The organism is Acinetobacter bouvetii (assembly GCF_902753875.1).
Lineage (GTDB): Bacteria > Pseudomonadota > Gammaproteobacteria > Pseudomonadales > Moraxellaceae > Acinetobacter > Acinetobacter bouvetii_A.
This window is the reverse complement of sequence record NZ_CADDTS010000022.1, coordinates 85,651-110,907: the sequence shown is the minus strand read 5'-3', so window position 1 is coordinate 110,907 and position 25,257 is coordinate 85,651. Positions and strand designations below refer to the sequence as shown.

General features: G+C 40.3%; 30 protein-coding genes and 1 other RNA gene. 14 read left to right on the top strand and 17 right to left on the bottom strand.

All coding sequences use genetic code 11. The annotated features are described in order from the left end of the window. Nucleotides 1–73 precede the first annotated feature (73 nt). Nucleotides 74–871, bottom strand: coding sequence for a 4-hydroxy-2-oxoheptanedioate aldolase (hpaI, locus tag FB6_RS05610; RefSeq protein WP_174559056.1), 798 nt, complete (start codon nt 869–871; stop codon nt 74–76). A gap of 319 nt (nt 872–1,190) precedes the next feature. Here hpaI and nfsB point away from each other — a divergent pair, with 319 nt between their 5' ends. Next, the gene (gene nfsB / locus FB6_RS05605; RefSeq protein WP_174559055.1) at nt 1,191–1,844 is read left to right on the top strand and encodes an oxygen-insensitive NAD(P)H nitroreductase; all 654 of its coding nucleotides are present in this window, start codon (nt 1,191–1,193) and stop codon (nt 1,842–1,844) included. 177 nt (nt 1,845–2,021) lie between these two features. Then, nucleotides 2,022–2,192, top strand: coding sequence for a hypothetical protein (locus FB6_RS05600; RefSeq protein WP_254592198.1), 171 nt, complete (start codon nt 2,022–2,024; stop codon nt 2,190–2,192). Nucleotides 2,193–2,543: 351 nt separating this feature from the next. On the opposite strand, the gene FB6_RS05595 is transcribed toward FB6_RS05600, so the two are convergent. The 4 genes from FB6_RS05595 to FB6_RS05580 form a co-directional block, all read right to left on the bottom strand. Then, nucleotides 2,544–3,407 (bottom strand): DMT family transporter, encoded by an 864-nt coding sequence (locus FB6_RS05595; RefSeq protein ID WP_174559054.1) that lies wholly within the window; start codon nt 3,405–3,407, stop codon nt 2,544–2,546. A gap of 81 nt (nt 3,408–3,488) precedes the next feature. Then, the gene (gene fba / locus FB6_RS05590; RefSeq protein WP_174559053.1) at nt 3,489–4,526 is read right to left on the bottom strand and encodes a class II fructose-bisphosphate aldolase; all 1,038 of its coding nucleotides are present in this window, start codon (nt 4,524–4,526) and stop codon (nt 3,489–3,491) included. Between the two features lie 122 nt (nt 4,527–4,648). After that, on the bottom strand, nt 4,649–4,921 hold the full coding sequence (locus FB6_RS05585; RefSeq protein WP_174559052.1) for a hypothetical protein: 273 nt from the start codon (nt 4,919–4,921) through the stop codon (nt 4,649–4,651). Between the two features lie 149 nt (nt 4,922–5,070). Next, the gene (locus FB6_RS05580) at nt 5,071–6,258 is read right to left on the bottom strand and encodes a phosphoglycerate kinase (RefSeq protein WP_174559051.1); all 1,188 of its coding nucleotides are present in this window, start codon (nt 6,256–6,258) and stop codon (nt 5,071–5,073) included. Between the two features lie 141 nt (nt 6,259–6,399). Between FB6_RS05580 and FB6_RS05575 the strand changes: the two genes are divergently transcribed. The 6 genes from FB6_RS05575 (at nt 6,400) to FB6_RS05550 (ending at nt 10,967) form a co-directional block, all read left to right on the top strand. Further along, the gene (locus tag FB6_RS05575) at nt 6,400–6,783 is read left to right on the top strand and encodes a DUF2237 family protein (RefSeq protein ID WP_174559050.1); all 384 of its coding nucleotides are present in this window, start codon (nt 6,400–6,402) and stop codon (nt 6,781–6,783) included. Further along, complete coding sequence (locus tag FB6_RS05570; RefSeq protein WP_174559049.1) at nt 6,783–7,376, top strand: Maf family protein; 594 nt, start codon at nt 6,783–6,785, stop codon at nt 7,374–7,376. Before FB6_RS05575 ends, FB6_RS05570 begins: the two co-directional genes overlap by 1 nt. A gap of 83 nt (nt 7,377–7,459) precedes the next feature. Further along, complete coding sequence (locus FB6_RS05565) at nt 7,460–8,287, top strand: PP2C family protein-serine/threonine phosphatase (protein WP_254592196.1); 828 nt, start codon at nt 7,460–7,462, stop codon at nt 8,285–8,287. Beyond that, complete coding sequence (locus tag FB6_RS05560) at nt 8,284–8,487, top strand: DNA translocase FtsK (RefSeq protein ID WP_174559048.1); 204 nt, start codon at nt 8,284–8,286, stop codon at nt 8,485–8,487. Before FB6_RS05565 ends, FB6_RS05560 begins: the two co-directional genes overlap by 4 nt. Next, nucleotides 8,484–9,716, top strand: a complete 1,233-nt coding sequence (locus tag FB6_RS05555; RefSeq protein WP_174559047.1) for a PD-(D/E)XK nuclease family protein — start codon at nt 8,484–8,486, stop codon at nt 9,714–9,716. Before FB6_RS05560 ends, FB6_RS05555 begins: the two co-directional genes overlap by 4 nt. Before the next feature lie 81 nt (nt 9,717–9,797). Then, nucleotides 9,798–10,967 carry a ribosomal protein uL16 3-hydroxylase gene (locus tag FB6_RS05550; RefSeq protein WP_174559046.1) on the top strand — a complete coding sequence of 390 codons (1,170 nt, stop codon included), beginning with the start codon at nt 9,798–9,800 and terminating at the stop codon, nt 10,965–10,967. Nucleotides 10,968–11,081: 114 nt separating this feature from the next. On the opposite strand, the gene FB6_RS05545 is transcribed toward FB6_RS05550, so the two are convergent. From FB6_RS05545 to FB6_RS05525, 5 genes are all read right to left on the bottom strand, one after another. Then, complete coding sequence (locus tag FB6_RS05545; RefSeq protein WP_174559045.1) at nt 11,082–12,962, bottom strand: sensor histidine kinase; 1,881 nt, start codon at nt 12,960–12,962, stop codon at nt 11,082–11,084. Next, nucleotides 12,959–13,642, bottom strand: coding sequence for a response regulator (locus tag FB6_RS05540; RefSeq protein WP_174559044.1), 684 nt, complete (start codon nt 13,640–13,642; stop codon nt 12,959–12,961). Before FB6_RS05540 ends, FB6_RS05545 begins: the two co-directional genes overlap by 4 nt. 143 nt (nt 13,643–13,785) lie before the next feature. After that, nucleotides 13,786–14,562, bottom strand: coding sequence for a glutathione S-transferase N-terminal domain-containing protein (locus FB6_RS05535; protein WP_174559043.1), 777 nt, complete (start codon nt 14,560–14,562; stop codon nt 13,786–13,788). Nucleotides 14,563–14,585: 23 nt separating this feature from the next. Further along, entirely contained in the window at nt 14,586–15,098 is a 513-nt protein-coding gene (gene rraA / locus FB6_RS05530) for a ribonuclease E activity regulator RraA (RefSeq protein WP_174559042.1), read from the bottom strand. A gap of 12 nt (nt 15,099–15,110) precedes the next feature. Then, nucleotides 15,111–15,776, bottom strand: a complete 666-nt coding sequence (locus tag FB6_RS05525; RefSeq protein ID WP_174559041.1) for an NAD(P)H-binding protein — start codon at nt 15,774–15,776, stop codon at nt 15,111–15,113. Nucleotides 15,777–15,991: 215 nt separating this feature from the next. On the opposite strand from FB6_RS05525, the gene rpsT reads away from it, so the two are divergent. After that, entirely contained in the window at nt 15,992–16,258 is a 267-nt protein-coding gene (gene rpsT, locus FB6_RS05520; RefSeq protein WP_039622003.1) for a 30S ribosomal protein S20, read from the top strand. A gap of 93 nt (nt 16,259–16,351) precedes the next feature. On the opposite strand, the gene FB6_RS05515 is transcribed toward rpsT, so the two are convergent. Both FB6_RS05515 and FB6_RS05510 read right to left on the bottom strand, forming a co-directional pair. Continuing rightward, the gene (locus FB6_RS05515; RefSeq protein WP_174559040.1) at nt 16,352–17,089 is read right to left on the bottom strand and encodes a histidine phosphatase family protein; all 738 of its coding nucleotides are present in this window, start codon (nt 17,087–17,089) and stop codon (nt 16,352–16,354) included. Between the two features lie 57 nt (nt 17,090–17,146). Further along, nucleotides 17,147–18,001, bottom strand: a complete 855-nt coding sequence (locus FB6_RS05510) for a 3'(2'),5'-bisphosphate nucleotidase CysQ family protein (protein WP_174559039.1) — start codon at nt 17,999–18,001, stop codon at nt 17,147–17,149. A gap of 13 nt (nt 18,002–18,014) precedes the next feature. On the opposite strand from FB6_RS05510, the gene FB6_RS05505 reads away from it, so the two are divergent. The 4 genes from FB6_RS05505 (at nt 18,015) to FB6_RS05490 (ending at nt 20,994) form a co-directional block, all read left to right on the top strand. Next, nucleotides 18,015–18,701, top strand: coding sequence for an HAD hydrolase-like protein (locus FB6_RS05505; protein WP_174559038.1), 687 nt, complete (start codon nt 18,015–18,017; stop codon nt 18,699–18,701). Beyond that, nucleotides 18,694–19,134 (top strand): RNA-binding S4 domain-containing protein, encoded by a 441-nt coding sequence (locus tag FB6_RS05500; RefSeq protein WP_174559037.1) that lies wholly within the window; start codon nt 18,694–18,696, stop codon nt 19,132–19,134. The genes FB6_RS05505 and FB6_RS05500 overlap by 8 nt, the downstream gene beginning before the upstream one ends. Before the next feature lie 144 nt (nt 19,135–19,278). Further along, entirely contained in the window at nt 19,279–20,322 is a 1,044-nt protein-coding gene (recA, locus tag FB6_RS05495) for a recombinase RecA (RefSeq protein ID WP_174559036.1), read from the top strand. A 72-nt stretch (nt 20,323–20,394) separates the two neighbouring features. Further along, complete coding sequence (locus FB6_RS05490; RefSeq protein WP_174559035.1) at nt 20,395–20,994, top strand: regulatory protein RecX; 600 nt, start codon at nt 20,395–20,397, stop codon at nt 20,992–20,994. A gap of 41 nt (nt 20,995–21,035) precedes the next feature. Here the strand turns inward: FB6_RS05490 and ffs are convergent. Next, an RNA gene (gene ffs, locus FB6_RS05485) (signal recognition particle sRNA small type) lies at nt 21,036–21,132 on the bottom strand. 296 nt (nt 21,133–21,428) lie between these two features. Between ffs and FB6_RS05480 the strand changes: the two genes are divergently transcribed. Next, nucleotides 21,429–22,349 carry a YbgF trimerization domain-containing protein gene (locus FB6_RS05480; RefSeq protein WP_174559034.1) on the top strand — a complete coding sequence of 307 codons (921 nt, stop codon included), beginning with the start codon at nt 21,429–21,431 and terminating at the stop codon, nt 22,347–22,349. 44 nt (nt 22,350–22,393) lie between these two features. Here FB6_RS05480 and lpxA read toward each other — a convergent pair whose 3' ends face one another. From lpxA to FB6_RS05460, 4 genes are read right to left on the bottom strand one after another with little or no spacing between them, the layout of a single operon-like run. Next, a complete protein-coding gene (lpxA, locus tag FB6_RS05475) occupies nt 22,394–23,182 on the bottom strand; it encodes an acyl-ACP--UDP-N-acetylglucosamine O-acyltransferase (RefSeq protein ID WP_174559033.1) in 789 nt (262 codons plus the stop codon). Beyond that, nucleotides 23,179–23,664, bottom strand: coding sequence for a 3-hydroxyacyl-ACP dehydratase FabZ (gene fabZ, locus FB6_RS05470; RefSeq protein WP_174559135.1), 486 nt, complete (start codon nt 23,662–23,664; stop codon nt 23,179–23,181). The genes lpxA and fabZ overlap by 4 nt, the downstream gene beginning before the upstream one ends. Nucleotides 23,665–23,671: 7 nt before the next feature. Next, nucleotides 23,672–24,739, bottom strand: a complete 1,068-nt coding sequence (gene lpxD / locus FB6_RS05465) for a UDP-3-O-(3-hydroxymyristoyl)glucosamine N-acyltransferase (protein WP_174559032.1) — start codon at nt 24,737–24,739, stop codon at nt 23,672–23,674. A gap of 3 nt (nt 24,740–24,742) precedes the next feature. Next, the gene (locus FB6_RS05460; RefSeq protein WP_174559031.1) at nt 24,743–25,240 is read right to left on the bottom strand and encodes an OmpH family outer membrane protein; all 498 of its coding nucleotides are present in this window, start codon (nt 25,238–25,240) and stop codon (nt 24,743–24,745) included. Nucleotides 25,241–25,257: the final 17 nt, after the last annotated feature.

The window sequence follows — 25,257 nt, the reverse complement described above, 5'->3', positions numbered from 1 at the left end:
ATCACTGAGCTTCTACATACAGCTAAAGTCATTCAAACTCCATACTGCGTACTATAGAAGCTCATATTAGAGATTAATAACCACCCTCAGTTTTCATCACTTCCGCACCATCTTTATACTTGGCCAAAAGTTCACGCAGCGAATTCATGAGCACACTGGTATCCACACCTACAGCGACAAATTCAGTGCCTAAGTCTAAATACTTCTGCGTGGCTTCATGTTGTGTCGATAAAATTCCAGCTGCCTTACCGGCTGCACGAATACGCTGAATGGCATCAATCACCGCTTCCTGTACTGCAGGATGATTCGGGTTACCTTCATAGCCCATGGTCGCAGACAAATCGACCGCGCCAATAAACACGCCATCAATACCATCGACTTTAAGAATGTCATCCAGATTTTCCAGACCTGTGACCGACTCAATTTGAATGAGCAAACAAATGTTTTCATGCACCGTTGCATAATAGTCAGGAATGCTATTCCAGCGCGTAGCACGCGCAAGGGCCGCACCCACACCACGAATCCCTTGTGGCGGATATCGCACTGCTTTCACCATCAGCTCTGCTTGCTCAACCGTTTCCACCATTGGAATCAATAAAGTCTGTGCCCCAATATCCAAAAGTTGCTTGATCAGCTGCACACTACCAATCGGTGGACGCACCACAGCCTGTGATGGATATGCTGCAATACTTTGTAATTGTGAAAGTGTCGTTCTTAAATCACTGGGTGCATGCTCACCGTCAATGAGTAGCCAGTCATAGCCTGCATTGGCTGCAATTTCAGTACCATAAGCATCTGCCAGACCTACCCACAAGCCAATCTGCTGCTGGCTTTGTAATCGTCTTTTAAAATGGTTTGTATAATCTATCATGGGCCGACTCAAGCTAAAGGCGATGTGATTGTTTGATTAAACGCCATTTAGCACAAAGTACCAATATCGATTTCGTATTTAGTCATTGTATATAACTATGAATAACTCATTTTATTGAGGAAGTTAGGACTATTGATACGTCATCTATATTCGCGACGATGTGTATTTTTTAGAATATATTAGGCGTGGAATACAGGATTGCGTCATTCTAGGAATCATCTGATCATGCCAAAGTATAAAGATTGGAAGATTTGTTCTAAGATTTTCTGTTGAATAATCAGTTAAAATAAATCCATATTCAATCGTGGAGACCGCATTCATGGATTTGTTAAACGTTTCAAAATCACGCTACACCACCAAAGCCTATGATCCTAATCGAAAAATTCCCCAACAACAGTTTGAGCGTTTATTAGAAATCCTGCGTCTGACTCCATCCTCAATCAACATTCAACCCTGGCATTTTTTTATCGCAGATAACAATGCCGCAAAACAGCGCATTGCCAAAGCACTGGTCGGAAAATACGCCTACAATGCGCCTAAAGTTTTAGATTCTTCACATACCATCCTGTTCTGTACCAAAGCAGACATTTCAGAACAACACTTAGCGACCCTGCTCACTCAGGATGACCTGAGTGGCCGTTTTAAAGATGAAAAAGCCAAACAGGGACAAAAGGACAGCCGTAGCGGTTATGTGGATTATTATCGCAATGAAAAAGGCGACATTCAGCGCTGGGCGGAAAACCAGACCTTTATTGCACTGGGTCAGCTGTTGCTTGCTGCTGGTATTGAAGGTGTTGATGCTACGCCTATAGGTGGATTTGATGAGCAGATCATTAATCAGGAATTGGGATTAGATGAAAGAGGTTTAATTCCATCGGTGCTTATGACCCTCGGCTACCGCAGTGAAACTGACTTTAATGCTCAACTGCCAAAATCACGCCTAAACCGTGAAGAAATTTTCACTCAGCTCTAATTAACGATTAATTACAATAAAAGGGGTTAATCAGCCCCTTTTATGTCATTTCGGGTCTTATTTTTGCAACAAGATTCAGGTATATTTGCGCAAAAAATATACGGTAGTACCTATACTATGCTTGCTGCTCCTAAAATGCCGATAAAGTTTAAATGTTCATCATGCAAAACGGTTTATATGCACAAATACACGGCAGATGCTATTTTGGCGACATATCCCAAATGCCCTCATTGCCACCAACCGGGTCAGCTTCAGGGCACTATTGAAGTGCAGGATGTAATTAAACATCCTGTAGCTATGGCTAATTACTATTTGCAAGATACCTTACAACGCTTTCAACGTCCGTAATTAAATCAAAAGGCCTTATGTGATAAGGCCTTAAATCTATCTCAAATAACTCACCACACAATCTCTTGCAGACTTATTTATCATTTTCAAATTGTCTGTTTTTTGGTCTATTTCTTGCTTCATATCTAGATATCGCGATGTAAATCTTGAAGAGGTGAACCATGTCTTTGCTTATGTCTATGCCCATGAAGTTTGAGTGTCATCATTGCAAACAATACTATCTTCACCTCTATCAACCAGAAGATCACCACTATCCGAGCTGTCCTGACTGCCATCAAAATGGCATACTGCTGGGACTGGCAGAAAAGGAAGATTTTCTTCAGCATCCTTTGATTTTTTTATCCAGCTATCTTAAACAGTCATGGCATAAGCTAAGCAAATAACACTGGCTAATCCCAAAGCCAACCCCAAAGCCGTGGCTGGTTTTAATTTTTCTTTAAAAATGACTAAGCCGCTTAAAGCTCCCAGAATCACCACCAGAATGTTCATACCTGCAAACACGATTGCAGGTGTGTCTTTTAACAGCATGTGCGCTTTGACATACAAGGCAATATTGGCGAAATTTAAAATTCCCAGACCCAACCCAGCCAGAATATTCTTTGTACTACCCGCTGTTTTTGTTGTCACGGCAATATACGCCAAAGACAGGATAAAGGCACAGATAAACATTAAATTCAAGGCAACAGCAAACTGCACGCCCAGGCCTGTGGTGTATTTAAGCAAGACATCAATCAAGGCATATCCTGACCAGACCAAGGCTAAATAAAGCAGGCCCTGCTTTGAAAATGACTGCCCTTGTTCTGCTTTTTGATGTGAAAATAGAATACTCAATACTGCTGAAATACCGAGTCCAATCCCGATGATTTTCAGCGTAGTAAACTGTTCCTGAAAAATAAAAAATGCAGCCAATAACGATAAAACCACCGATAAACGCTGGGCGATTTCGGTTTTTATAATGCCGGCATATTGCAAGGATTTTGCTAGACACAAGAAAATACTGGGTAACAGAACACCTAAAGCCACAATGAGCCACCACGGCGTATCCATGACTGAAACATGCTGCAAATCTGGCTTAAACCATAAAAAGCATAGCAGCGCTGCAGAGGCATAATTCCAGACAATCATTTGTAATGAATCAAAACCTTTAGCTTTACACTGCTTTAAAAGAATTGAAATCACCACACTACAGCATGCTGCAGCCAATATAAGTTCCATCTTTTACCTTATTTTTAACAGGTTAGATACAGAAAAGCCCACAATCAATGTGGGCTTTAGATTATAGATAATCAGTCACGATTATTTATAACGATTCACCATTTTCTCTAAAGAAATTGGACGAATCTGATCAGCATGACCCGCTGTACCAAACGCTGTATAACGATCTACACAGATTTGTTTCATTGCATCTACAGTTGCAGCAAAGAATTTACGTGGGTCGAATTCGCTTGGTTTTTCAGCCATCATACGGCGCATTGCACCAGTTGAAGCCAAACGCAAGTCAGTGTCGATATTGATTTTACGCACACCATGTTTGATTGCTTCAACCAATTGTTCAACAGGCACACCATAAGTTTCTTTGATGTCGCCACCGAATTCATTGATTACAGCTAACCATTCTTGTGGCACTGAGCTTGAACCGTGCATCACAAGATGGGTATTTGGCAATGCCGAATGAATTTCTTTAATACGGTCAATCGCCAGGATATCACCTGTAGGTGGACGAGTGAATTTGTACGCACCGTGTGAGGTACCTACCGCAATCGCCAAGGCATCTACATTGGTATCAGCAACGAACGAACGTGCTTCTTCTACAGAAGTCAGCAGTTGAGAGTGGTCAAGAACGCCTTCAGCGCCTACGCCATCTTCTTCACCCGCCATACCGGTTTCAAGGCTACCCAAGCAACCAATTTCACCTTCAACTGAAACACCACAAGCGTGCGCCATTTGGACTGTACGACGAGTCACGTCTACGTTGTATTCGTAACTTGTAGGTGTTTTACCGTCTGCACCTAATGAACCATCCATCATTACAGATGAAAAGCCCAACTGGATAGAGCGTTGGCATACATCAGGGTCAGTACCATGATCTTGATGCATAACCACTGGAATATGTGGCCATTCTTCAATTGCAGCTAAAATAAGGTGACGTAAGAATGGAGCGCCTGCATATTTACGCGCACCTGCTGATGCTTGAACAATAACAGGTGAATTCGTTTCGTCTGCGGCTAACATAATTGCGCGCATTTGTTCTAAGTTGTTTACGTTAAACGCTGGTACGCCGTAGTTGTGTTCTGCAGCGTGATCCAAGAGCTGGCGCATTGAGATTAGAGCCATAATATCCTCCCAGGTAATGCGCCATATTCTACATGGACTCAGGTTGCAATTCAGCAACTAAACACACTATTTCAAAAAAAATCCCTGCTTATGCAGGGACTTTTAAATAAAAAACCACAAACTTATTGTGCAGTTGCTGTAGAAGCCACCTCATCTGTCGCTGCAGTTGCTTCATCTGCTGATGCATTCGCCACTTCAGCCGGAACATCCGTATTTTTTTCATCCAGAACTGGCTTATCCAGTGCATCAATCGCTTTTTGCTGTTCAGGTGTAGTTTGCTCATCTACTGCTGCAGAAGCGGCAGTTTCAGTTTTAGGTGCTTCTTCTTTCTTGGCACAAGCAGTCAAAGTCAAAGGTAAAATTACGAGAGCTGCAAGTGTTAATTTCAAGTTCATCACATATTCCTACGGTAGGAGATCTAATGAGCGAAATTTTATTTCAGTTATATTTCATTTTGATGACTAAAAAATGAATCGCTAAAATGAAATAGGCATGAAAAAAGGCTGACCGAAGTCAACCTTTTGATTGCAGCTAGACGGCTGAATTAAGCACGTTCTAAAAGCACAGCAACCGCTGGAAGTGTTTTGCCTTCCACAAATTCAAGGAATGCACCACCACCAGTCGAGATATACCCAATCTTGTCTGCAACTTCGTATTTATCAATTGCAGCCAAAGTATCACCACCACCCGCGATAGAGAAGCCAGCAGATTCAGCGATTGCCAAAGACAAGGCTTTAGTACCTTCACCAAATTGATCCACTTCAAATACGCCTACAGGACCATTCCAAAGAATCGTTTTTGACGTTTTCAAGATTTCAGCAAAAGCTTTAGCTGTTTCTGGACCAACATCCAAAATCATGTCGTTGTCTGCAACATCTTCTACTTTCTTCACAACTGCTTTTGCAGCAGCTAAAGAACCTAAGAAGTCAGCAAAATCAATTTCTGATGCATCAGCTACAACGACATCTGTAGGAAGTGGAACTGAAACTTTTGCAGCAATGGCTTTGGCTGTGTCGATCAAATCATTTTCACACAATGATTTACCAACATTGTAGCCAGCAGCAGCCAAGAAGGTATTAGCAATACCACCACCTACGATAATTTGATCGCAAATGTCTGAAAGTGAAGTTAATACGTCTAGTTTTGTTGAAACTTTAGAACCTGCAACAATGGCAACCATTGGCTTTTCAGGTGTTTTAAGTGCACGACCCAAAGCATCCAGCTCAGCTGCCAATAATGGACCAGCTGCTGCTACTTTCGCGAAACGCGCTACACCTTCAGTTGAAGCTTCTGCACGGTGTGCAGTACCGAACGCATCCATCACAAATACATCGCAAAGCGCTGCGTATTTTTGTGCAAGTTCAGGATTGTTTTTCTTTTCACCCACATTGAAACGGCAGTTTTCAAGAAGTACCACTTGACCTGCCGCAACTTCAACACCGTCTAAATAGTCAGTGAACAGTTTAACGTCTTGACCCAAAGCTTCAGTTAAATAGGCTGCAACTGGCGCTAAAGATTGCTCAGGTTTTGGCTCACCTTCAACTGGACGACCAAGGTGTGAGTAAACCATTACAGCAGCCCCTTTTTCCAGAGCAGCTTTAATTGTAGGTAATGCTGCGCGCAGGCGTGCATCACTGGTAATCACACCGTTTTTAACAGGAACGTTTAAATCTTCACGAATTAGTACACGCTTACCTGCCAAATCCAGGTCAGTCATACGCTGAAAGTTCATGTATAGCTCACTTTATAGATATAAAAAACGCACCGATTTTAAATGATTATGTAGAAAAAGGTTAGCATCTTTTGCATAAAAGCTGTCGAAAGGCAAAGTTTTGATTATCATAGTCAAAAGCCACATAATGATTTAGAGCTTATGTCTATACACCCAGATCCAAATATCAATCGCTTGAACGTTTTAGGCGAACCCTTGGCAAGCTGTTGCTACTCTCCTATTACAGGTTATTTTCGTAACGGCTTTTGTCATACTGCGACGACAGATCTAGGTCAGCACACCATGTGTGCACAAATGACCGCTGAGTTTCTGAATTTCTCTCAAAAAGTTGGTAATGACTTGATCACACCACTTCCAGAAGTTGATTTTCCGGGGTTAGAGCCGGGGGATTTCTGGTGTATTTGTGTGACCCGTTGGGTTGAAGCGTACCAAGCCGGTATGGCCCCTCCCATTAAAATTCAAGCTTGCCATCGAGCTGTGCTTTCTTATGTTCCGCTTGATGTGCTTATGGAATATGCAGTGTAATGAGTACTCCCCAAATAATTCTGGCTTCCAGCAGTCAAACCCGTAAAGATTTGATGGATCGTCTTCATATCGATTATCAAAGCATCGTTCCCAATATTGATGAATCGCCTCGCGGTGAAAATCATGCAGATCATTTAGCCAAACGACTGGCATTTGAAAAAGCTAAAGCGATTGCAGAACAACATCCAGAAGCGATCGTGATTGGCTCTGATCAAGTCGCTTGGCGTGAAGGCGCACCGGATATCTTTATTGGCAAACCGTTGACCGTAGAAAAAGCGGTCAAACAGTTGCAGGCCAACTCCGATAAAATCGTATATTTCAGTACCGCCTTAAGTGTGCAACAGCTTTCAACCGGTTTTGAACACACTCTGGTTGAACATTACAAGGTTAAATTCCGCAAACTCGGTTTGGCTGAAATTGAACGCTATATTGAAGTTGAACAGCCTTTAATGTGTGCTGGGAGTTTTAAATGTGAAAGTTTGGGGATCAGCCTGTTTGAGCAGATGATTGGCCAAGACCAGACTACCCTGATGGGCATGCCAATGATTCAGCTGTGTCACATCTTACGTCAATTGAATATTTTAGTTCCTTAATTTTATAATTATTTTCATAAATTGCGACGTAAAGCATAGTTTCAAAGCGTAAAAGCTTTGCAGACAACTTTATAGAGCAGTTTATGAAAAAAACTTTTTTTGAAATTCAAGGTTTTACATGGAAAGCTAGAGCACCTCATCAGCAGGATGCTATACTGATTGACAATAAAGTGATACAGCACAATGGACTCATCACCAAGCGCTGCGTTTATGATACAGAGCAAGAATGGTGCGCTGCAATTGCAGATGGAGTTAGTCAAAGCCCTAAAGCAGCTCAGGCTTCAAAAAAAATATTACAACTCACCTCTACTGCATTCAAAAATTCAATCCCCATCAACTTTGAATACATTCAGAATCAATTTAGCCTTGCATTTTCCTCTGATCATCAAAGCATGGGGGCAAGTACAACTCTAGCCTTGATCCATCATACACAAAGCAATTTTTTAAGTATTAAGCATTTGGGCAATAGCCGTGCCTATCTGTACTCTTTAGCACAAAAATTTCCAAGATGGTTTTGCTTGACTCGTGATCATACGCATTTAGAAGAATTACGAGAGAAAGGAGAACTTAAATCGGGGCAAAATTATGCAAGTATTTATAATATTTTGACAGAATTTTTCTGTGCAGACTCATCACACCTTGTAAACGATCAGAATTATTTAGAAGAGTACCTAACTGAAAATGAAGCGATTGTACTTTGTAGCGATGGTGTCCATGACATTTTGGAATGTCATGAATGGCCTTTATTAAATCCCACTATTTCTATTAAAGACTGGCTAAAGCAGATAAAAATAAAACTTGAACATTGCAAAGCTTATGACAACGTCAGCATTATCGTCATACGTTTGAAAAGCACTGGACAACAGAATCCTACCCTATCTAACAACGAATTAGGTAATTACTCGTCATGAACACAGAAAATATAAATAGGGCTAAAAAACTAAGTCTAATTTCTGGTTATGTCTCTATTTCCATCATACAAAGGCAATTATTGATTGGATATAATGAGGCGAAACAATTAGTTGAAATTTTATTACAACAAAATTTTTGCGAACAAAATTACACACGTGAACATGGCTATAAGGTAATAGCTCATAAGGACAACACATGAATCAAAACGTTGAGACATTACTAAAAAACGTCTCTCAGGAATTAAGAATTCTTGAAACTGCACGTAAACGCTATGCCAAACAGCTTGCAACAGATTTTTCTATCTTTAACTATATTTCGACAGATGAAATGATGTTAAGCCGAATAATAGCTGATCTCCTTAACCCTCAAGGTGATCATGCGCAAGGGACTAGCTTTCTCGAACTATTTTTAGCGCAATTATCTAATGCACCAACTTATAAACAATTAGATTTAACTCAAGCAGAGGTCAGTACAGAAGTTAAAACTTTTAGAAATAATACACAAAGACGTATGGATATTTATATCCAAATTCCTTTCGCTGATCACACTGATAAATTTGGGATTTGTATTGAAAATAAGCCTTATGCTGCTGACCAAAAAAATCAGTTAGCAGACTATGCAAAGGAAATATCTCAAAGGCACAAAAACAATAAATGGCATATTATCTATTTGACAGGAAATAATAATGATCCTAGCCCTATCAGCATTTCATTAAACCAATTCACTGAGTTGCAATCCCAAAATTTTTTTACTAAATTGTCTTATCTTCAATTAGTTGAATGGCTTAATCATTGCAAATCTAAATCTATTAATGAAAAGGTTAATTCATTTTTAACCGCCTTTATCATCTTTATTACAAAACAATTTTCAGGAATAGAAGATATGTCTGAACAACAAAGTTTACTTAATCTGATCTCAGCAAATGATGATTATATTAAAGCTACGTTTGAAATTATTGCAGCTAAAGATAAAATCCAAGATCAGTTAGTTAAGGAATTTGAAATTCAGTTAATCAATGCCTGCAAAAAGAAAAACTGGTATGTCAATGGAAGTTTTTCACGAGACAAAGCTACAGGTTTAAATATATGTTTTGAGCAACCACATCAGCACATCAATTATATTGTTCAATTTTATGCCAATAATTATGGCGATTTTTTTTGGGGTCTCTCAAGAAAAGAGGCGACTTTTAAGGCCCCAGAATTATGGATAGAAATTTTTCAAATCATGACTGAAACATTTAGCACAGATAAAGTTAAAAAAAGTGAATGGTGGCCATACTATATTGACCAAAAGTACCCTTTTAACTGGCAATCACATAGTGAAGTCTGGTCAATGATACGCCCAGGAACACTCTGTAGCACTGTAATGGATTATGCAGAAAAAACTTATCAAGCATTAAAAGAACATGGATTATTAGAACGCTTATAAGATAACAGGTGCAGGTTTTATAACTTGCACCATCCAACGTCTCAAGCGAAAATAACATAATTTTTATTTGCAGTAATCTTCATGTCCCAAACTTTAGACGTCTTAGGCGGAATTACCGCGGAGCAGTTCCTTGCCGAATATTGGCAAAAAAAACCGCTGCTTGTGCGTGGTGCAATGCCTGAAATTGCCCATCTTTTAGAACCGAATGATGTGATGGAACTGGCGCTGGACGAAAATGTCACAGCCCGCCTCATCAAGCAAAAAGATAAAGATCCCAACCAATGGTCAGTGAAATCTTCGCCTTTAATTAAAGCGGATTTCCAAAAAATGCCGAAACTCTGGACGCTTTTGGTTCAGGCGGTCGATCATTATTCTTTTGATTTGGCTGAACTATGGAAAAAATTTCCCTTTATTCCACAGTGGCGCCGTGATGACATTATGGTATCTTATGCCCCCAAAGGCGGTTCAGTCGGCAAACACTTCGATTTTTATGACGTGTTTCTGGTACAGGGTTATGGTCACCGTCGTTGGCAATTAGGACAAATGTGCGATGCTTCAACTGAATTTGTTGCAGGCCAGCCTTTAAAATTACTGCCAGACATGGACGTGAATTTTGATGAAGTACTCGCACCGGGCGATTTATTGTATGTACCGCCGGGCTTGTCTCATTACGGCGTCGCAGAAGACGACTGCCTGACCTTCTCCTTCGGTTTCCGTATGCCGAATGTAGCTGAAATGATGGATCGGGTCAGTGATAAATTTGCCGCTGATCAATTGCTTAAAAATCCGCTGAAAGACATCCTGCGTGACAAAGTCAGTTCAATTGGGCAGATTACACAGAACGAGCTTGAATATCTTAAAACCGAGCTTTTAGCTCAGTTGCAAAATCCGACTGTGCTTGAAGATGCACTGATGAGTCTGATGTCCGAATCCAAATATCCGGAAAATATTCCAGAAGCCGAAGCCGTTGGTACAGGTGACTTGGAAGAAGCTTTAGATCAAGGCTATTCACTCATGCTCGAGCCAGCATCACGCCTGCTTTATACCGAAGCTGAAGGCGAATTGCTGTTTTGGGCCAATGGTGAAGGTATTTGTATTTCAGAAGCCTTTGCTCCTGTTTTAAAACAGATGGCAGATGGCAATCCGGTACTACTGGATGAAAGCCTATATGATCCTGACATGCTAGAAGACATCGTAAATCTATTAAATGAATCCATTCTGATGCTGTTACCTGCTACAGATGAAGAATAAATAGATTTTAAATCGATACAAAAATAAGGGGAAATTTAGCTTTCCCCTTATTTTATTCAAAATCTCTTCATAAAAATGGTTTAAAACCAATACGTGCATCTAAGATTTAAACTGTTATTTTAACTGCACAATTGCCTGAATAAGTGTACAACCCGGCTTAGAAGACAATATAAAATCTGCACCAATACGTTCTAAACGTGTCTTCATACTACGCATCCCAATACTTAATCCCTGCTGAATTACACAATCGGAATCAAACCCGACTCCATTATCTTCAATGCTTAAAACAAACTGCTTTTCTGTTAAATATACCATCGAAATTTTTACTTTTGTTGCCTGACTATGTTTAAGCACATTGGTCAGGCTTTCTTCGAGTACACGGATCATGGTCAGACACTGTAAAGCGGTCGGAATTGCTTGCCATTCACGAGGCACACTCCATTTTGAATCAATATCCAGCTCATCCATCAGCTGACTAAAACGATGGCGAACCGGTGCCACCCATAATACCGGGCTGACAGGAATTTTATTATCAGCAGCAGCACCACTATCTATAATTTGCCTTAAATCATCTCTTAAGAGTTTCAGCATGGATAAAAACTGTTTATTTGAAATTGCATGCTTACTCTGATCTACCAAAATCATGGAACGAACCAAAGAAGCTCCTAAACCATCATGCAAATCATGAGATAAATGTATTCTTTCTTGTAATTTGACATTTTCAAGCTCTAGTTGGTGTTTTTCATTTAAACTGGAACTTAAATCTTCACTTACCTGTTGAATTTTTTCTTCAAGCTGAGCATTAAATGCTTCTACTTTTTTAATATTTCTAGCCAATCTTGTACCCAATATTACCACTACAAAAAAAGTAATAATCGGGGCTGTATAAGGAGATAATGGTCGAGCGCCCTTACCTATATAGGTTGATAATAAAAAAAGGTCAAATAGGGCAAAAAAAACAATACCAACCAGACAAATGGACAAAAATATATAATCTATTCTTCGCGAACAAATAGCTTGATAACAAATATATGCTGAGGTAAGTAAAAAAATGCCGATATAAGCCACAAATATCAGTGAAAAAACAAAATAAACATGTTCTACGGGCGTAATAAAAATCGCCAAGATTGCAAATGCAGTTACAACAAATACAAAAGACTCGATTTTGCCTAAATACTTTTGAATAAACCTTAATAAATAAATGCAAAAACTGATGATATACAATACAAAGAACATCAAATTAAATTGCGCTGCCATTAAGCCGGTTGGAAAAGGATATGTTTCAGTGGTCAAAACATTTGAAATAAACAATACCCACAATAATGAACTTAAGGCAAACCATCCAAATGCAGTTTCTTTTGGTCTTAATAACCAGATCACCAGACAGATCACACCAAATGTGATGGATAGAATAATATTAATTTGAAATAAGGTTCTACGTTCCCAAATTGTGCTCTGATGCATTTCATAAATTGTCTGTACATCATTAAAAGCTATACCTCCCAATCCAGGAGATTGAAAAGCATTACCTCGTACATAAATCAAAATTTCATTTTCTTCAGCATTTAAACCGGCACGTGGTAAAATCCAGTAGTTTGGTACATTCCAGTTTTTAGATAAAGGTTCTTTGAGATTCTGATTTTTCCAAATCAAATCACCATTTAAATAAACAGCACCAGCAGAATTAATATAATCAAGAAAAAAGGCGATAGGTTCTGCAAGTTTAGCGTTATTTTTACAAGACCAGTTCCACTCAATCTTATACCAGGCCCCACCATTATAATTATGCCAGCGCTTTTTCCATTGATCAGGTAAATTGACAGCTTCCCAACCCTGCTGAGGTAAAACAGTTTCAGAAGAAGTTTTTACCGTTGTTATTGAATCAATATACACAGAACACTGTGCATTAATTTTTTCAACAATTACCGCATAACTGATCTGACTGAATAAACAGAGTACGAAAATACCCAAATAGCGCAAAATGAACCGGCTCATAAAATACCTAAGGTTCGTGCTGCAATAACAGCTTTGGTTCTTTTGGTTACTGATAATTTTCGGTAAATATGTTTGATATGACTTTCAACCGTATATTTTGACACATTCAATTGTTCTGCAATTTCGCGATTACTCATCCCTTGGGCAACCAGATCCAGTATTTCGGTTTCACGACTGGTTAACAGATCTGCATCTTGATCCGTTGATTTTTCATCACTGGCTGTTGGGATGGCTTGAGCAGATATTTGCTTTAAAATTTCTTGGGCAATAAATGGGTCTATCGGCGCGCCTCCACGTAAAATACTGCGAATCGCCAATAAGACTTCAGCATCATCACGTTCTTTTAAAACATAGCCCGTCGCTCCGGCTTTAATCGCGGAAAATAAGCTCTCCTGAGTACTCCATGCAGAAATCACCAAGATCAGCACATTACTATCCAATGCGCGTAATTTTTCTATTAATTCTATGCCATTGCCATCAGGTAACCCAAGATCGACCAAAGCCAAAGATATAGGTTGCTGATCTATTTCCAAAAAGGCTTGCTGTAAATTTTTAGCAAAAATGAGCATCTCATCGTTATAGCCCAGTTCTGTCAAGATAAGCCTTAATCGTTCCTGTATCAGATCTTCATCCTCAACCACTAGAACCGGCACTGGTAAAATTGTTTCTAATTCTGACACTAACCATCCCCCTTTTCTTATGCTCAATATAGCGAAAAAGACAATGCAAAGGATATCCCTGAAAATAAGTAATTTAATGACTTTTAGACTAATATAGAAACAAAGAAACAGCCCTAGAGGCTGTTTCGGTTCCCATTCATCCATTAACCATAGTGTTGATTTAAGTATTTCACAATCTTTGAAGATTCAAACATTTTTACCCCGGTATTCGGATCAATCAGATACGGCACCTGAATATCACGCCCCATAATCGCCATCACTTTTTCACGCTTGCCACCTGCTAAAGGTTGATACTTTCCAGGTTTTAATCGTAACACTGCCGGTCCTTGATCCTGCCAACGCTCTTTAGGCACATTATGGAACAAATACGGGAGTTCCAGTTCGGTTAACACACCACGTACCACACGGGTAAAAGGACTTGCTTCAAAGCCCCACAACTCCAAAAGCTGGGCCGGTGCAGCACGATCTTGAATATTTTTATTGATCCAGACCCCACGAGCTCCATTGAGGATGGTGCCTGCAAATGCAGCCACAGGAATTTTTGGATATTTACTGAATTTTTTCGGTGTCGTTCCGCTTCGACCGTAATGCTTAAACAAATAATGGATAATGTCTTGCGACTCGTACATTTCAGTACCGGTATTTTCATCAACAAAAAAAGGAAATTGCCTCTTTCCACCTTTTTCTTTGACAATCTTTCGGTACTTCTGTCCACCTTTCGGGCAGGGATAGACTTCATAATCCAGATTTAATAAAGTCAGAACTTCACGTACACGGCGACAAAATGGTGAACCCTCAAACTCGTAAAGTTTGAGTGCCTTTTCCGGCTGTCTGGGAAAAGCAGTACCGCTTACACCCCGCCCTCCCTCAGTCAAGGCAGATGCCAAAGCCTGTACTATTTTAAGCTGATGATTCACCATATTTTGTCCTTATGTGCTTATCTTTATAAATCGACTAATTTTTCTTGTGAAATCACAATCCCGTTGTTATCTGCATAAATGTAATCACCAGAACTGATGCTTACTCCACCAAAATACAAAGTTAAATCTACTTCGCCTATGCCTTTACGATTGCTTTTTTGTGGAATTGAAGCCAATGCGTGTACACCCAAATCCAGTTCAGCAATAGCATCCACATCACGTACGCAGCCATAAATGACTACACCGTTCCAATGATTTTTCACTGCTGATTCTGCAATCATATCGCCCATCAACGCACAGCGCATAGAAGCTCCACCATCCACTACAAGTACTTTTCCTGTACCATCAGTTGCGAGCAGCTCTTTGACCCGTGAGTTATCTTCAAAGCACTTTACGGTTACCGCTTGACCACCAAATGTTTGACGTGCGCCATAGCTTTTAAAAAATTTCCCATCCATAGATGGTGTAACGACCTGAATATCTTTTTCTGGATGGTCATCAAGTAAATCACAGGTTACGAATGCTGGAGTGGACACTTTTTATTTCCCTCATTTGGAATTTTGTATGCGTAAATTATCATAAATTTCAAACTTTTCAGTTTGAGTTTGCGCTGCCTCGACCATAGTATGAGCCACTTGTGCTGCTGTCACTGGCTTATATTTAAATGTATCTGGTACTAAATGCGAAAATCTCCGATACAACTTTTGCGTCAGTTCTTCGAGTGTACGTTGCTCATGGCGAGCACCCAGCAATAAGGACGGTTGTAAAATGGATACACATTCCAGATTTAAACTCCGGATATGATTTTCCAGTTCTCCTTTGACTTTATTGTAAAAAATTTTTGATTGAGCATTGGCGCCTAATGCACTGACCAACACATAATGGGTTGCTGTTGATTCCAGCAAATCGGCAAAATGCGCATTAATTTCATAATCGATATTAAAAAAATTTTCTTTTGAACCAGCTTTTTTTAACGTACTCCCCAAACAACTAAAGGCATGGCTATAGCCATTTACGTCTTCATCATTCAGTAGTAGAAAATCATCAAGTATAAATTGTTGTACTTTTTTTAGACTCTTGAACTGCGGATCTTCATGTCGAACCACAGCCGTAATTTTTTCGCAGTCTGCCATTTGGTTCAGCCGCTGCAGTAATTCCCGCCCGACCAAACCTGTTGCTCCAATCACAATTGCACTTTTAATTGATTTAGTCATTTTTTAAGCAATCTCTATAGGTTATTACTAATGTAACGGTTTCTTTATACTTTTTATGCATCTAAAATGTTGTCAAATCAAGTCAAGACTTGACTTAACGCCATAGTTTAATCACAATATGGCACTTGTTTACGGGCTGGTGATAATTCTTCTGATGAAGGTTTTCAGATGCAATTTCAGCCCGCCCAGACCAATCTAATTCAAGGAGTGCACGAGTGGCAAACTCTGCTCAAGCAAAAAAACGTGCTCGTCAAAACGTTAAAGCACGTAAACACAACGCTAGCTTACGTTCAATGGTTCGTACATATCTTAAACGCACTGTTGCAGCTATCGCAGCTGGTGACTATGCAGCAGCTACTGAAGCTTACAAAACTGCAGTACCTGTAATTGACCGTATGGCTGATAAAGGCATCATCCATAAAAACAAAGCTGCTCGTCATAAGAGCCGTTTAAATGCACAAGTTAAAGCTTTAGCTAACTAAGTTGTTGCAATGAAAAAAGCCCGTTGAGGGCTTTTTTTGTATCTAAACATAACTATTCAATAAAAATATTTTAAGTAGAAGTACTAATTTTTTTTATTTTTCCAGTTTCTGAAAATCGCGAATCGACAATTCATTCATTTTACCCCGCCAAATCCATTTCAGTTTCGACTCCAAAAACTCATCCCCTTCAAACCAGACAAACAATCCTTCCATCATCTTTGGCCAGTCTTCCTGACTGATGGTGTGTCGTCCAGAAATTACGGCAATAATAGCTGCTAGAATGGTATCGTGGCTTACCGCCAGACTTAAACCGAAATGATCTTGGGGATGAGTGTTATAAATCAGCTCTAATACATCCACCACACCCGTAATAGGATGCTTCATTCCGGGCAAGGCATTATTCACAAAACTGTTAATAAAGCCCAAGGCCCCTTGCTTGCGAAAATAAGGACCCGCCTGCTTGATATCCAATACAAAACTACCAGGTTCGACCAACAAGCCTTGCTCGACAATTTCAATATGATGGGTATTTTGTACCAAAGTAGTGGCATCCGCACCTTGAATCATCAAAGCAGCCGTATCCACACAGCGTTGTATCGGACTTGAAATACAGTGCTGAATACTCCGGTCGGTATTATTAATTAAATAGCTACCCCATTCCTGTGCCAGATCACGTCCTTGTTCAGTGAGCTGCAAATCATAACCAGCCAGACCCTGACCTGCCACCACTTCACGAATAGAATGGCGGGTAAACAAAGTGACAGGTGTTTTTGCATCCGGCAATAAATCAATCGCCTTCAGCATACTTGCAGGGAGTAGTTCTAAAGCCACAGTCTAGCCAAAAATTTAAACAGGTTTTAACACACTATAGCATGTTCAGGCAGTAGCTCAATGTCTGTTCGCCATAAGTCCTAGAGCCTGAAATGCCAATTTTTTCATTTCCATATTCCGAAATGCAATAAAACCACCATTCAGCAAACTGTCACGCTGATTATATAAAAAAGCTTGTCCTTTAAAATCGACCAGCCCACCGCCAATGCGTTCAATTAGACATTGCCCTGCACTGGTGTCCCATTCACTGGTGGGATGAAAGCGTGGATAAATATCCACCTTACCTTCCAAAATCATGCAGAACTTGTAAGCACTGCCTGCCTTAAATTCTACAATGTCGACCTGTTGCTTTAAGATATTCAGGTATTCTGCATATTTGGGTTTATTCTGGCTGCTCTGGCTTAAACCAATCTGGATAATGTCAGACGATGGATCATCTGTATACTGCGACCACACACCGCTTTGAATCTCAAATTTTAATGGTAAGCCTTGCTTCGGACAGATATAAATCGTCTGTTCACCCGGAATCGCCAAGATTGCAAAAGTCGTATGCGAACCCTCAACCAAACTAAGATTGATGGTAAATTCTGGTCGTTTGTGCAGAAACTCTTTGGTACCATCCAAAGGATCGAGTAACCAAAAATTGTGCCATTGCTTGCGCTCTGTGTAGTCACCTTCTTCTGACAATAAAGGAATCAGCGGGAAAGTCTGCTTTAATGCGCGGGTGATAAATTCATTCACCCGATAATCAGCCTGAGTCACCGGTGAATTGTCACTTTTTTTCTCGACACCAAAAGTCTCACCTGCACAATAGGCCTGATATTCTGCTCGCAAAATTTCACATGCCTGTGTCACAATGGGAAGCAACTGTAAAATCAAAGCATCTTGCGGTGCTGTCGTAGCTTTAAACATAGATTACCTTCATATGTCGTATTATTCAGAAAAACCGACCATCATATTTGATATGGATGGTACGCTTCTTGATCTTGCTTATGATGATTTTATCTGGAATCATCAGCTTCCGATTCGTTATGCAGAAACACATGGCTGCACACTCGAACAGAGTACCGAAGCGCTCTTTCAGTTTTATCAGCAACATAATCATACCCTAAATTGGTATTCCACCCGCTTCTGGAGTGCCAAAGTCGGTGTAGATACGCTGGCATTACAGCAGGAATTTAAACATCAGGTGGCCTTGCGTCCAGGCTGTATCGAATTGCTTGAATATCTTAAATCCGAAGGCTATGCCTGCTGGATTGCCACCAATGCAGATTGTGAAGGTTTAAAATTCAAACTCGAACAAACCCAAATCGCGCATTATTTCGATGTCATTATCAGTAGCGAAAGCATCGGTTATGCCAAAGAATGCATCGAATTCTGGCAAAAACTGCATTTCCTGCACCCCTTCCAGATAGATCAGTCCTATTTTATTGATGACACCGAAAAAGTTCTGAAAGGTGCAGAAAAATTTGGTCTCTGCAATTTAATTACCATTGCCCAGCCCTCATCTCAAGGAAAGGTCAGAACGACAAGCCCTTATCCTATTCTACAAGATTTGACCGATTTAAGGACCATTCTGGAACAAGCTGAGGATCAGAAAAAATATGCCTAATCCCGCTCAACAGCAGCATGTTGAAAGTATGCGTATCGATAAATGGCTATGGGCAGCGCGTTTTTTTAAGACACGCTCCATCTCCAAGGCAGCGATTGAAGGCGGTAAAGTCCACCACAATGGTGAACGGGTGAAAGTCTCCAAAGAAGTTCGCGTGGGTATGGAACTCACCATCCAGCAAGGCCTGGATCGTAAAACGGTGCTTATCAAGGCCTTATCGGATATTCGTGGTGCAGCTCCCATTGCCCAGCAACTTTATGAAGAAACCGAAGTCAGTATTGCACGACGAGAGTTGCTTGCCACCCAAAGAAAGTTGCATAATCTAGCCCGACCTGAACATCGACCTAGTAAAAAAGATCGACGACAAATCAGTAAATTTAAACAAGATAATGATCAACAGTTTGACCAGCACTGGTCTTATCATGATGATTAACCAAAGCGTCATATTCTGTCGCATTCGACTGAATTGATATAGAACATAAGGAATGAATCTGTCACTATACTGGGGTGGAACACGTTTGAAAGCAACACATCCACTTAAGTTAATATTTTTGTGACATCGTTTTGAGGTTGTGAGATGGATGATAATAAAAGCAAGGCGCTAAACGCTGCCCTAAGCCAGATTGAAAAACAGTTTGGTAAAAATACAGTAATGCGTCTGGGTGATAACACCGTACAAGCCGTTGAAGCGGTTTCTACAGGGTCTTTAACACTGGATATCGCACTCGGTATTGGTGGTCTACCAAAAGGCCGTATTGTTGAAATCTACGGTCCTGAATCTTCAGGTAAAACCACCATGACATTACAGGCTATTGCCCAATGTCAAAAAGCCGGTGGTACGTGTGCTTTCATCGATGCAGAACACGCACTTGACCCACAATATGCGCGCAAATTAGGCGTAGATATCGACAATCTTTTGGTATCACAGCCTGACAATGGTGAACAGGCCCTTGAAATTGCCGATATGCTGGTTCGTTCTGGTGCGATTGACCTGATCGTTGTCGACTCCGTAGCGGCTTTAACCCCACGTGCTGAAATTGAAGGCGAAATGGGTGACTCGCACATGGGTCTGCAAGCGCGTTTAATGAGTCAGGCACTTCGTAAAATTACCGGTAATGCCAAACGTTCTAACTGTATGGTGATCTTCATTAACCAGATTCGTATGAAGATTGGTGTAATGTTTGGTAGCCCTGAAACCACAACGGGTGGTAACGCGCTGAAATTCTACGCTTCTGTACGTTTAGACATTCGCCGTATTGGTCAAGTCAAAGAAGGTGATGAAATCATCGGTTCTGAAACACGTGTGAAAGTCGTGAAGAACAAGATGGCACCTCCTTTTAAAGAAGCCGTCTTCCAGATTCTGTATGGTAAAGGTGTGAACCACTTAGGTGAATTGATCGACTTGGCGGTACAACAAGAGATCATTCAAAAAGCGGGTGCGTGGTATTCTTATCAGGGCGATAAAATTGGCCAAGGTAAAAACAACGTCATTCGTCATCTGGAAGAAAATCCGCAGATAGCCATTGAAGTTGAAAAACTGATTCGTGAACAGCTCCTCACTACAGGTACAGCACCAGTAGAAGATAAAGACGAAGCGGAACCAGACTTTTTAGATGCTTAATTTCAAGCATAATAAAAGTTAAACTGTAAAACGCCCTACGGGGCGTTTTATATTTGATGCGATAGAACCCTTATGAGCAATCCCAAATTTCCCAACATGCTTGATTATGAAACGCTCAAGCAACAATTTGATGAGTCATCTGACGAATCACCCTCTTGCTCCTCCCCACCCCAAGACTCAGATGCTTTGCATTTTGAAACTGATCCACAGCCCAAAGCCCAAGGCCTTACCGGTACGCGTTTACGCTCTTATGCTTTTGCTGTCCTGACCCGTAAAGAATATTCCAAGGCTGATCTGATTGAAAAACTGGCGCTGTATGCCATGGATCGTGATGAGGTGGTCAAACTGGTCGATGAACTAGCGAGAGAAAATTATCAGAGTGACCAGCGTGTAGCAGAAATGATGCTGGCCAGCCAAAAACGTAAAGGCAAAGGTCCTAACCGGATTAAACTGGCTTTAAAATCCAAAAAAATTGATAGCAGTCTGATTCAAGACGAATTAAAAGAAACCGACTGGAATGAACAAGCCTATCAACTAAAAGTCAAAAAATTTGGTTTAAAGGTAGAAAAAGAACCTAAACTCAAAGCCAAACAAATTCGCTTTTTGATGTATCGTGGTTTTGAAATGGATGCGATTATGAAGGCAATTAGCCGAAAAGAAGATGAAATATAAAGAAGGAAAGAGATAGATATTATTATAGAAACTGGTGGCAACCCTACCAGCAAGCCTTCGGCACATCATAGTTCCACTACCGTTGCTACCTTCCGGTCCTGGCGGGGTTCGTAGAGTACAATTGCGAAGTAACCGGCAGGGCTACCATTGCAAGAACAGAGTATAGAGATTTTTCTTTAACTTGCAAGCACTCAAACCCGTTTTCCAGCAACATTGTTTTTATTTGCTTATTAAAAAAACAATATTGAAGAAAATCAGCATATTTGCTTATTTTTTATCTGCGCAATCAATTACTTTAAAACTACGACAAGATTGTAAAAGCATATTGCATTTCACCGCATGGGCGTTTTTAATGTGCTCAGGTCTTTTAAATGATTACACTCTAAAATGACGTATTTAGAATGTATCTCAAAATACGAAATGGATGTTTTTTTATGATGCTCAAACAGCATGCTTTATGTGTACTTGCTCTGCTTAGTTCTGCTTCACTCTATGCAAATGTTCCGATTGAATCCCGTGGTTTAAGTCAAAATAATAGTATCGACTTAAGCAGCAATACAGCCACCAGCACAGCAATTAATTCAGGTGCAACGGTTGCCAATGTACCTACCAATCTAAATTGGCAAATCATGCAAAAAAACCAGCAACTGGAAAATGACCTCCGTACATTACGTGGAAAAATAGAAGAACAGGACAATGAAATTGAACAGCTGAAACATGAACTCAGCAATCGTTATACTGACTTAGACCAGCGACTTGAACTGTTACAGCAGAAAGTAGATCCAGAAAGCGCAGCATCAGAGGAGGATAACCAACAGGATACGTCTCCCAGCAGCTCCAACAGCACAGCCGCAATAGTTTCTACTCCTTCAGTAGCCTCCAATACTGCCAAAGTAGCGACAACACCTACACCAACTTCTACGGCCAAAGCAACGACATCTACAGCAACAAAACCTGCTAGTACAGTAAGTACGCAGCAGCCAGCAGCCGAACTAGATAAAGCTGCGTATACAGTTGCATTAGATGCCTATAAACAAGGTGGCGCAAAGAAAGCTATTGCACCTATGCAAAACTTTATTAAAAATAATCCGAATAGTGTTTACATCAGTAATGCCTATTTCTGGTTAGCAGAGTTTAATTTGGCGATTGAACCAACCAATTATGTGGAAGCCAAAAAAAATTACAATATTGTGGTGAATCAATATCCAAACTCAGCTAAAGCCTCGCGATCCCTTTACCAGCTTTATAATATTGCCAATGATGTCGATCACAACACCACCCTAGCGAATCAGCTTAAAACCAAACTACAAAAAAATTACCCAAAATCTGAAGAAGCCGGCTATTTCAAGAAATAAAAAAGACACCTATAAAGGTGTCTTTTTTTCAATAACGTATTTGATTAACGCACGATACCACGTTTTGACTGCTCTAAAGAATCAATCAATAATTGAGCTTCAGGTGCTTCAGGCAGAATTTCAGAGCGAATCTGCTGAATAGCCTGTTCAGTCGTTAAACCATCTTTATAAATCAATTTAAAGGCCTGACGTAATGCTTGGATCACATTTTTAGACCAGCCTTTACGACGCATACCTTCCACGTTCATTGCAAAAGCATGTGCTGGATTGCCAGAAACCATCACATAAGCAGGAACATCTTTCAAAATTAATGATGCTCCACCAATCATGCTGTAAGAATCAATCTTACAGAATTGATGAATACCTGAATTTCCACCCACAACAACATAATCGCCAATATGCACATGTCCTGCAACACCGACATTATTGGCAAAAATATTGTGATCACCCACAACACAATCATGTGCAATATGAGTATTCACCATCAATAAGTTATGACTACCCAACTTGGTAATACCCTGATCTTGTACCGTACCACGATGCAAGCTGCAATGCTCACGAATCGAGTTGTGATCACCAATTTCAAGCCATGTTTCTTCGCCAGCATATTTTAAATCCTGACAAACTTCACCCACGCTCGCAAACTGGAAGATTTCATTATTTTTTCCAATCCGAGTATAGCCACCAATAACCACATGTGAATGCAGCTTAGTGCCCTCACCAATGGTTACCTTGGGTCCAATGATACAATAAGGACCTATTTGTACATCCGATGCAATAACTGCAGATGAGTCAATAATGGCGGTTGGGTGAATTAAATCGTGATTACTCATGCCTGCTCTATTTTTTGATGCGAAACCATAATTTCCGCGGTTGTTGCTACAACGCCATCCACTGTGGCTATACAATTATATTTGTAAATACCACGTTTGTGCATAACCAATTCTGATTTTAACACCAGTTGGTCACCAGCAACGACTTGTTTTTTAAAACGAACCTTTTCAGCGCCCGCAAAAAGGAACAAAGAGCCTTCGCTCGGTTTCTCATTATTCATGATAAAACCAAGTATACCAGAGACTTGAGCCAAAGCTTCAACAATCAAAACACCTGGCATAATCGGATAGCCCGGGAAATGTCCCTGTAAAAACTCTTCGTTGATTGAAACATTCTTGTAACCCACGATGCCATTATCAGTCACATCAACAATACGATCGACCAATAAGAATGGATAGCGGTGAGGTAAATATTCACGAATTTGTTGAATATGCATTGGCAATTCAGGCTTCGTAAATGCAGGAGTATTAGACTCAGTCATCATATTTCTATTTACGCTTAAAAGTTGATTCAAGGGACTCGATTTGAGTCTGCATATGATCAAGCCGTTTCAGTAATTGGGTCAATGGCACATCTGCTAATTGTTTAAAGCGTACAGCTGCTCGTTTCCAGTGCAAACTTTCCAGCATTGGCGTACCTGAAGAATAGCTGCCTGGTTCAGAAATACTTTTTGTGACCATTGACATACCGGTAATTGTTACATTATCGGCAATATTAATATGCCCTACGACCCCGACTGCCCCTGCAAGCACACAATTTTTGCCAATCGTAGTACTTCCAGCAATACCACATTTAGCCGCTAATGCAGTATTTGCACCAAGCTTAACGTTATGCGCGATTTGCACAAGGTTATCAATAATGACACCATCTTCAAGAATTGTGTCGTCCAATGCACCGCGATCAATACTGCAATTTGAGCCAATTCGGACATCATTGCCAATTTTAACTGAACCCAATTGAGCAATCCGATGCCATTTCCCTTGGTAAGGTGCAAAGCCAAAACCTTCACCACCAATCACGGTATTCGCATGAATACGAACGCGATCACCAATCTTGGTTTCGCCAGTTATGGTCACGTGTGAATCGATAAAACATTGTTTACCAATTTCAACACCATCATCAATTTTCACTTGTGATTGAATGACAGTTTCATCACCCACAACACAGTTTTCACCAATCACAGCATAATGACCAATATAAGCAGTATCAGCAACAATGGCAGAGGGATGGATTTGTGCTGTACTTTCAATGCCCTGATGCGTATTTTTTTTCTCAAAAACATGCGTCAGAATAGCGAAAGCAAGGTAAGGATTCGCGACAACAATAAAGTTATTATGCGTGTCCAGCTGTGCTTTTAAAGCTGCTGTAACAATCAATGCACCTGCGTTTGATGCACGTGCCTGATCTAAATATTTATCAGCATTTACAAATGCGATATGCTTCGCTTGAGCAAGATCTAAACTTGCCAATCCTTCTAACTTTAGATCAGACTGACCAACATACTCGCCTTGCACAAGGCGAGCAAGATCTTCTAAGCGAAATTGTTTCGGATTCATTGATTACTTAATAAGATTAACCTTTTGAATCATTTTATCAGTTAAATCATACTTAGGGTCATAGGCAAGTGCTGAATTTTTATTCAAAACAACTTCCAAGCTATTTTCTTTACGCAATTGTTCAGCAACTTGTTTCACACGACCATCCATAGTTTTATTCATGACCTGAATTGAAGCTTGAACGGTGGCTTGTAGTGATTGCTGAATTGTATTCACTTCTTTCAGTTTAGCCTGATACTGAGTAGCCATCTGCTGTTTTTCAGCATCAGGAAGATTGGGATTTTGCTGTGCACGTTGTTGTAGCGCTTCCAACTCTTTCGCCAACTGTTCAAGCTTTGTGGTTTGTGGTTTTACTTTTTGCTGTATAGAAGCATTCTGCTGTTTTAAATAAGTGCTATTTTCTACCACTTTTTCCAGGTCAATTACCCCATAACCCGCAGCATGAACCACTGATGTACTTGCAAAACCAGCAAAAACCAGACTCATTAATATTTTATTCATTTAAATATCCAAATATC